This window comes from Enterobacter sp. WCHEn090032, from assembly GCF_003986875.1.
In the GTDB taxonomy this organism is placed as follows: Bacteria; Pseudomonadota; Gammaproteobacteria; order Enterobacterales; family Enterobacteriaceae; genus Enterobacter; species Enterobacter sichuanensis.
In genome coordinates this window covers 1-7,939 of sequence record NZ_RXRN01000049.1, presented here as the reverse complement: position 1 = coordinate 7,939, position 7,939 = coordinate 1, and the positions used below count along the sequence as shown (strand labels likewise).

At 61.5% G+C, this 7,939-nt stretch carries 9 protein-coding genes; 6 read left to right on the top strand and 3 right to left on the bottom strand.

The genetic code is table 11. The features are described 5' to 3' along the window. Nucleotides 1-3: 3 nt before the first annotated feature. Nucleotides 4-1,422 (bottom strand): PLP-dependent aminotransferase family protein, encoded by a 1,419-nt coding sequence (locus tag EKN83_RS22910; RefSeq protein WP_126801765.1) that lies wholly within the window; start codon nt 1,420-1,422, stop codon nt 4-6. 176 nt (nt 1,423-1,598) lie between these two features. Between EKN83_RS22910 and EKN83_RS22905 the strand changes: the two genes are divergently transcribed. Beyond that, the gene (locus EKN83_RS22905; protein WP_126801764.1) at nt 1,599-1,760 is read left to right on the top strand and encodes a DUF1127 domain-containing protein; all 162 of its coding nucleotides are present in this window, start codon (nt 1,599-1,601) and stop codon (nt 1,758-1,760) included. Between the two features lie 86 nt (nt 1,761-1,846). Here EKN83_RS22905 and EKN83_RS22900 read toward each other — a convergent pair whose 3' ends face one another. Further along, nucleotides 1,847-3,235, bottom strand: a complete 1,389-nt coding sequence (locus EKN83_RS22900; protein ID WP_126801763.1) for a PLP-dependent aminotransferase family protein — start codon at nt 3,233-3,235, stop codon at nt 1,847-1,849. A 102-nt stretch (nt 3,236-3,337) separates the two neighbouring features. Here EKN83_RS22900 and EKN83_RS22895 point away from each other — a divergent pair, with 102 nt between their 5' ends. Beyond that, entirely contained in the window at nt 3,338-3,817 is a 480-nt protein-coding gene (locus EKN83_RS22895) for a carboxymuconolactone decarboxylase family protein (RefSeq protein ID WP_023310248.1), read from the top strand. Here the strand turns inward: EKN83_RS22895 and EKN83_RS22890 are convergent. Beyond that, the gene (locus tag EKN83_RS22890; RefSeq protein ID WP_126801762.1) at nt 3,804-4,706 is read right to left on the bottom strand and encodes a LysR family transcriptional regulator; all 903 of its coding nucleotides are present in this window, start codon (nt 4,704-4,706) and stop codon (nt 3,804-3,806) included. The genes EKN83_RS22895 and EKN83_RS22890 overlap by 14 nt on opposite strands. Nucleotides 4,707-4,806: 100 nt before the next feature. Between EKN83_RS22890 and EKN83_RS22885 the strand changes: the two genes are divergently transcribed. The 4 genes from EKN83_RS22885 (at nt 4,807) to EKN83_RS22870 (ending at nt 7,756) form a co-directional block, all read left to right on the top strand. Then, a complete protein-coding gene (locus EKN83_RS22885; RefSeq protein WP_126801761.1) occupies nt 4,807-6,222 on the top strand; it encodes an aldehyde dehydrogenase family protein in 1,416 nt (471 codons plus the stop codon). A gap of 152 nt (nt 6,223-6,374) precedes the next feature. Continuing rightward, nucleotides 6,375-6,698 carry an antibiotic biosynthesis monooxygenase family protein gene (locus EKN83_RS22880; RefSeq protein ID WP_126801760.1) on the top strand — a complete coding sequence of 108 codons (324 nt, stop codon included), beginning with the start codon at nt 6,375-6,377 and terminating at the stop codon, nt 6,696-6,698. Next, entirely contained in the window at nt 6,691-7,086 is a 396-nt protein-coding gene (locus EKN83_RS22875) for an amino acid-binding protein (protein WP_126801759.1), read from the top strand. The genes EKN83_RS22880 and EKN83_RS22875 overlap by 8 nt, the downstream gene beginning before the upstream one ends. After that, nucleotides 7,061-7,756 (top strand): ArsR/SmtB family transcription factor, encoded by a 696-nt coding sequence (locus EKN83_RS22870; protein ID WP_126801758.1) that lies wholly within the window; start codon nt 7,061-7,063, stop codon nt 7,754-7,756. Before EKN83_RS22875 ends, EKN83_RS22870 begins: the two co-directional genes overlap by 26 nt. The last annotated feature ends 183 nt before the right edge of the window (nt 7,757-7,939 follow it).

Here is a 7,939-nt window from a genome sequence, read left to right as displayed (position 1 = left end):
GCACTAGCCCTCCTCCATCGCAATCACAATCGCCTCGCCCATCTTCCTCAACGCCTCGCGATGCTTATCCGTTGGCGGCAGCGCCACGTTGATCCGCAGGCAGTTGCGGTACTTCCCGGAGGCGGAAAACAGCGACCCGGCCGCAGCCTGGATCTTCAGCCGACACAGCTGCTTGCTGACGCAGACCATATCCACGTTTTCCGGTAACTCAACCCATAGCAGGAAGCTCCCCTGCGGGCGCGTGACGCAAATCTCTGCCGGGAAATACTGCCGCACCCAGCAGGTGTAGGTTTCCATATTCTGCTGATAAATCTGGCGCATACGACGCACGTGGCGATGGTAATGGCCGTCGCGGATAAACGCCGCCACCGCCATCTGCGTGCCCGGCACGTTAAACCCGCCCGCGGCGTATTTCATGTGCATCACCCGGTCGTAGTAGCGTCCCGGCACAATCCAGCCGACGCGCAGGCCCGGCGCCACGGTTTTGGTAAACGAGCTGCAGAGGAGTACGCGGCCGTCGATATCCATCGAATGAATGGTGCGCGGGCGCGGGTACTCGGCGGCCAGCTCGCCATAAATATCGTCCTCAACAATCACGATATCGTGCCGCTGGGCGAGGGCTAAGACCTGTTTTTTTCGTGCTTCCGGCATGATAAACCCGAGCGGATTGTTGCAGTTGGGCACCAGGATCACCGCCTTGATTGGCCACTGCTCCAGCGCCAGCTCAAGCGCCTCGATGCTGATCCCGGTTTCAGAATCGGTGGGAATTTCAATCGCCTTAATATCGAAGCCGCGCAGCATCTGCATGGTGCCGTGAAACGACGGTGACTCCACCGCCACGATATCCCCCGGTTTGCATACTGAGAGCAGGGCGATGGAGAGCGCGCCGTGGCAGCCGTTGGTGATCACAATGTCGCTTGCCGATACGGTGGAGCCGCTGTCCAGCATCAGGCGGGCAATCTGCTCGCGCAGCTCCAGGCGCCCGTCCAGCACGTCATAGCTCAGCATCTCGCCCGGGTTATGCTGCGCAATGCGGCTCATTTCGCGCCACAGGGGTTTCAGGCTCGGCTGGCTAATGTCCGGCGAACCGCCGCCGAAGGAGATCATCTCTTTGTCGGCGCGGGCATCCAGCAGCATCATCACCTCGTCCCACTGGGTGACGTCCACCGGGCGCTGCACCGGGCGGGTCATCGCCGGGACGGGCGGCTGGGCCTTGCGCGGCGAGACAAAATAGCCGGAGCGCGGCTGAGGGGTGATCAGCTGGAGGTTTTCGAGGATCTGATAGGCCTGCTGTATGGTGCTGATACTTACGCCGTGTTCCTGGCTCAGCGCGCGTACCGACGGCAGACGTTCGCCGCTGCGATACAGCCCTTGTTCAATGCGTTCTGCCAGTAGATTGGCCAGATGTTGGTAGCGCGTCATGCTGTATCCTTTGTTTTCACCATACAGATTGTTAAACCAGTACAGATTGATAGGCTAAACGCCATGCAGATACCGTTTTAGCGGATCTGTATGGTAAACAAAAGCAATTTTTGAATCTGTATTGTACAGGCCGTTTTCCATGATGATAAGCCCACTGGCACAGCGAGGAGAGCATCATGGAATTCTACGAAAATCGTTCAAAACGTCCGTTTATCGCCTTTGTCTGGATCGCGAAAACGCTGCGTAACTGGTATCGCATCAACCGTACCCGTCGCATTCTGAGCCAGATGAGCGACGAGCAGCTCAAGGACATTGGGTTGTCGCGTAATGATGTGTGATCCACGTCGTCGCCGGGTGGCGGCTGCGCCTTACCCGGCCTACTCGATCCCGTAGGCCCGGTAAGCGTAGCGCCACCGGGCGATTTTCAGCGCAACAGCTCAAACGTCTGCCGCTTCGGCCTTTCCAGCAAATCCAGCGTCTCCTGATACGACCGCACGTTGTTATAGCCCATCACCAGCCCGTAGCGTTTGCCCGACCCGCGATACCACTCCGAAAGCGCATTAACCTGCAGTTGCTGTTCCTGCCAGCAGCGCGCCACGTCCTGGTCAGCGCTTCCTCTGGTGAGAAATGCCACGATATGCATCCCGCCATCGTTTTGCTCGGTGAAAAACAGATCGCCATACACCTCACGCAGGGCGGCAATCATCCACTCCCGGCGGGTCTGATACAGGGCGCGCATCTTCTTCAGATGCCGGAAAAAATGGCCTTCATTGAGAAAGGTGGTGAGGATTTTTTGCGTCAACACCGGCTGGCCGCTGGTGGTAATGTCTGCGCAGTCGGTAAAGGCCCCGACGGTGCTGGCGGGCATCACCACGTAGCCCATGCGCAGCGACGGCATAATGGTTTTACTGAAGGTGCCCATAAAGATTACCCGGTCGTGCCGATCGAGGCTTTTCAGCGACGGCAGAACCTTGCGGGTGTAGTGAAACTCCCCGTCGTAATCGTCTTCGATAATCCATGCGTCGTTCTGGCTGGCCCAGTCGAGCAACTGCTGTTTACGCGGCAAAGAGAGCGTGACCGCCAGCGGACTCTGGTGCGACGGGGTCACGATGGCAAAACGGGCGTCGCGATGGTGACGGAGCAGGTATTCTGTGTCGATACCGTTGCGGTCGACCGGCACGGTGTGCAGGCGCGGCACGATCCGCTTGAGCAACTGCTGCCCCATAAAATAGCCCGGATCTTCAAACACCACCTTGTCGCTGCGGCTGGCAAGGGTGTCGAGGATCAGGCGCAGGCTGCCGCTGTAGCCGCTGGTAATCAGCACCTGTTCGGCAGTGCAGGACAATCCGCGTGAGATGTTGAGATAGCGGGCGATGGCCTGACGCAGCGGATACCAGCCCAGCACCGGCGGGTTGAGCATCTCCTCCTGGCGCATGGAACGCGTCGCCTGGCCTGCCAGCAGCAGCCACTTTTTATAGGGGAAGCTGTCGAGGGAGGGGATGCCGGGACGCAGAAAACCTGCCCGCTCGCGCTGGCTGATAAGCGAGGCCGGAAGCGTGCCGGTGGCCTGTTCCACCGGCGCAGGAGTGGCCGGCAGCAGGAGGTCCGGGTTGACCCGCGTGCCGCGCGCGCCCTGGCTTACCAGATACCCTTCCCCCGTCAGAATGGCATACGCCGTTTCGACGGTTTTGCGCGCCACCTTCAGCTCTTCCGCCAGCACGCGGATGGCAGGCACCTTATCGCCCGGCTTCAGCACGCCGCGCGTGATGTTGTCGCGATAGCGGGAATAAATCTCGTGATAGCCCGGCTTCATGTCCTACCTCATTTCACGCTTTTTGTATCTTTTTACTATGTCATGAACGGCGTAGATTTGCCTCATCGCATCACACATACCGTGTAAATCAGAGGAAAGACCATGAGCACTCGCGTCAACCACCACAAAGTCACACCTGCCCTCGCTAACGCGCTGTCTGCCCTGAGCATGGAGGTGGCGAAAACCTCCATCGACCCGGCGCTGAAGCATCTGATCGACATTCGCGTGTCGCAGCTGAACGGCTGTACGTTCTGCCTGGATATGCACTCGAAAGAGGCGAAAATTGCCGGCGAGCGCGAGCTGCGACTCTACCATCTGGCGGCATGGCGCGAGTCCCCGCTGTTCAGCGCCCGTGAAAAAGCAGCGCTGGCCTTCACCGAAGCGCTGACCCAAATCGGCGTTCATGGCGTGAGCGATGCGCTCTACCGCAGCGTGGCGGAGCACTTCTCAGATGTGGAGATTTCAGAGCTGAACTTCGCCATCGTGGCGATCAACGCCTGGAACCGTCTGGGGATCACCTCCCGCATGGCGCCGGGCGCGCTGGACGCGGCTTACGGGCTGAACAAGGCTAACCTGGAATAATTCCGCGCTCGCGGATCATCGCCACCAGCGCCCGCAACCCCGGCGGGACGTGGCGATGGCCAGGATAGTACAGGCGCAGCCCGGCAAACGGCTGTGCCCAGTCGTTTAAGACGCTCGCCAGCTCCCCGCTTTTCAGCTCTTCCTGAATATAGAGTTCCGGTAAAAAACCGACCCCTAGCCCCGCTTTCACGGCGCGGATCGAGGCGAAGAGATCGGAGGTGGCAAAGCGCGGCGGCACGGCCAGCGCGTACGTTTCCCCCCGACGGGCCAGCTCCCAGCGGTAGATCCCGCCGTGGGCCATACGCATGCCGATCCCCTGGTGCTGCAGCAGATCGTCCGGCGTCTCGGGTATGCCGTGACGGGCGAAGTAGTCCGGCGTGGCGGTGACAAGCTGGCGGATCTCGCCGGTCAGCGGCACGGCGATCATGTCCTGCGGGACGGACTCTTCAAGGCGGATCCCCGCGTCATAGCCTTCCGCAACGATGTCGATCATCCTCGCTTCGCTCAGCGTTTCCACGCGCATTTTCGGGTAGCGGATCATGAAGTCGATCAGCAGCTGGTCCAGAAACAGGGCGCCGATATGGTTCGGCACGTTGAGGCGCAGCGTGCCGGCAGGTTCCCCGGTGTCGCTGTGGATCTCCTCCCCGGCGAGACGGATCTCCTGCAGGGCCGGGCCAATTCGCGCCACATAGCGCTGCCCGGCGTCGGTGAGGGCCACGCTGCGGGTGGTGCGGTTAAAAAGGCGCGTCTCAAGGCGGCTCTCCAGCCCGGCGATGGCGTTGCTGACCGCGGTGGCGGACATCCCCAGCTCCTGCGCCGCGCCGCGAAAGCTGCCGCGTCGCACCACCGCCATCACCACTTCCAGCTCTGTCAGACCTGAACGATGCATAGATTATCCTGAAAATCGAAACAACCCTTGCAGCATAGCGTGGATTATCGCAACGGAGAAGCCGTGCCAGACTGGACCCACACAACCTGAGGAGGATGATATGCACATCATCGAACAGATCTTTATCAACGGCGAGTTTGTTACCCCGCACGGTACCGAACGTTTTGACTTGTACAACCCGGCAACGGCGCAGGTTATGGGTCAGGTTCGCCTGGCGGATGAGGTTGACGCCGAACGCGCTATCGCGGCGGCGAAAGCGGCGTTTCCGGCGTGGTCCCGGACCACAAAGCAGACGCGCATCGACGCGCTGAAGCGGATGCACGCCGCCGTGGCTGCCCGTCACGATGCGCTGCTGGACGCCATTGTCGAGGAGTACGGCGCGCCGGCTTCGCGCTCGGCGTGGATGGCAAGCTACCCGGCGGAGGTGATTGCTCAGGCCATTGCGGCACTGGAGGCGTTTGAGTTTGTCAGCACCGCAGGTGCCGCAACGGTACAGATGACGCCGCTTGGCGTGGCCGGGCTGATCACGCCGTGGAACAGCGATGCGGGGTTTATCTGCGGCAAACTGGCGGCCGCGCTCGCCGCGGGCTGCACGGCGGTGATCAAGCCGAGCGAAATGAGCGCCCTGCAAACGCAGATCGTTACCGAAGCGCTGCGCGATGCTGAATTGCCGCCGGGGGTGTTTAATATCGTCACCGGGCGCGGCGAGACGGTGGGCGAAACCCTCAGCCGTCATCCGGACGTGGCGAAGATCTCGTTTACCGGTTCGACCCATACCGGCAAGGCGATCCTGCGTAACGCGGCGGAAAGCTTTAAGCGCGTGACGCTGGAGTTAGGCGGTAAATCGCCGACGATTCTGCTGGAGGATGTGGATCTGGCGCAAGCGATCCCGCTGGTGATTCAGGCCGGATTTATGAACAGCGGGCAGGCGTGCGTGGCCGGGACGCGCATTCTGGTGCCGCAGTCACGCAAGACAGAAATGGAAGCCGCGCTGGCGCAGGCCGTGGCGGCGGTGAAATCCGGCGACCCGCGCAATAGCGCGACAGAGGTTGGCCCGATGGTCAGCGAGAAGCAGTGGCAGCGGGTACAGGGGTACATCCGCAAAGGGATCGAAGAGGGGGCACGCCTGCTGGCGGGCGGCGAAGGGCGGCCGGACGGGACGCGGGACGGCTGGTTCGTGCGTCCGACGCTGTTTGCCGACGTGAACAACCGGATGACCATTGCCCGTGACGAGATTTTTGGCCCGGTGCTGTGCGTGATCCCTTATCAGGACGAGGCGGAGGCGATCGCCATCGCCAATGATACCGAGTACGGCCTGAGCGCGATGGTGCTGGGCCGTGATGAAGAGCGGGCCCATCGCGTGGCGCAGCAGATTGTCTCCGGCCGCGTGCTGGTAAACACCCTGGCGCATGAGCCGAAAGCGCCGTTTGGCGGGTTCAAACACTCCGGCGTAGGGCGCGAGATGGGCGAGTGGGGGATCCGGGCGTTTATGGAGCCGCGGTCGATTGTGAGCTAAAACCCGCCCGGTGGCGCTACGCTTACCGGGCCTACATGCGCCCGTAGGCCGGATAAGCGCAGCGCCATCCGGCACAACATTTCGCTTCTTGCCGAAGCATTGCGTTTTTCCCTCCTGCATTCTCTCCCCAACATCACAGCGGAGAGAAAATCATGATCGCAGTCCTTTTTGAAGCCAAAGCCGAGCCTGCTCATCAGGCGCGCTACCTGCAGCTGGCCGCCGAACTGAAGCCGCTGCTGGCGGAGATCGACGGCTTTATTGATATCGAACGTTTTCAGAGCCTGACCACCGACGGCAAAATCCTGTCTCTTTCCTGGTGGCGGGATGAAGAGGCTGTCCGCCGCTGGAAGCAGAACGTCTTTCACCAGGCGGCGCAGGCCGAAGGGCGGGAGTCGATTTTTGCGTACTACCGCCTTCGGGTGGCGCAGGTCGTGCGGGAATATACCTCTGAAACCGGAGGGCATGCCGATGTATGACGTTCATGTCAATTTCCGTGATATCCCGGGTGAACTGGCGCGTTTTGGACAGCTTCTGGGCCGCAACGGCGTTGGGCTGGAGGGCGGTGGCGTATTCGGTACGGAAGCCCATTTCCTGGTGGAAGATGGGGAGAAAGCGCGACGCGTGCTGCTTGACGCCGGGTTTACCGTACAGGCGGTGCGAAAGCCGGTGATCAGAAAGCTCAAGCAGGCGCGCCCCGGAGAGCTGGGCGAGATCGCGGCGGCCCTGGCGGCAGGCGGTGTGTCTATCCTGACTCAGTACAGCGACCATGCGAATCACCTTATTCTGCTGACGGATGATGATAAGCTGGCCGCAGAGATCACCGAACCCTGGGCGACCCATGTTAAAGACGAGCTTACCCCCTGATAACAGCGCGGCGCTGGAGCTGGCCATTGCCGCAGTGGCGGCTGCAATGGCCGATCCGTCGCGCGTGAAGATGCTCTGCGCGCTGATGGACGGGCGGGCGTGGACGGCCACCGAACTGAGCGCGGCGGCAGAGGTTGCGCCATCGACCGCCAGCGGGCATCTCGCCCGGCTGGTGGAAGGAAAGCTGATCACCTGCCTGTCGCAAGGGCGGCATCGCTATTATCGCCTTGCCGGACCCGACGTCGCGGCGCTGGTGGAGCAGATGATGGGGCTCTCCTGGAGCCGCATCACGCCGCCGGAAACCTCCGCGCCAGAAGCCCTGCGTGAAGCCCGAACCTGCTACGACCATCTTGCCGGTACGGTGGCGGTGCAGATCTATGATTTTATGCAGGCAGAAGGCTGGCTGGAGGCAGACGGTTCCGCGCTGACGCTGTATGGCCGGGAGCAGTTCCTGACGCTCGGCATTTCGTTAAGTGCTCATCCCCGTCGCAAGGCTTGCTGCGCCTGCCTGGACTGGAGCGAGCGGCGGTTTCACCTGGGAGGTGAGGCCGGCGCGGCGCTGCTCGATCATCTGGAAAATAAAGGCTGGATCCAGCGGGTGGCGGGGTACAGGGAGGTGGTGGTGACGGCGTCGGGGAAGGCCGCTGTAAAGAGGTTTTTTAGCCGCTAAACGCCTCTGCGTGAGGGGTTACCTCAACGCCACGCATGCACGGAGGGCCCCCTCTCCCTCGAGGGAGAGGGCTGGGGTGAGGGGGAACATACGGCTGTGGTGGTCATTCCGTTCACATTATGTTCCTTGCTACTCTGTAACAGCATGACCTGTGAACGTGCCAGGGCGGCTCAATCGCCGCCG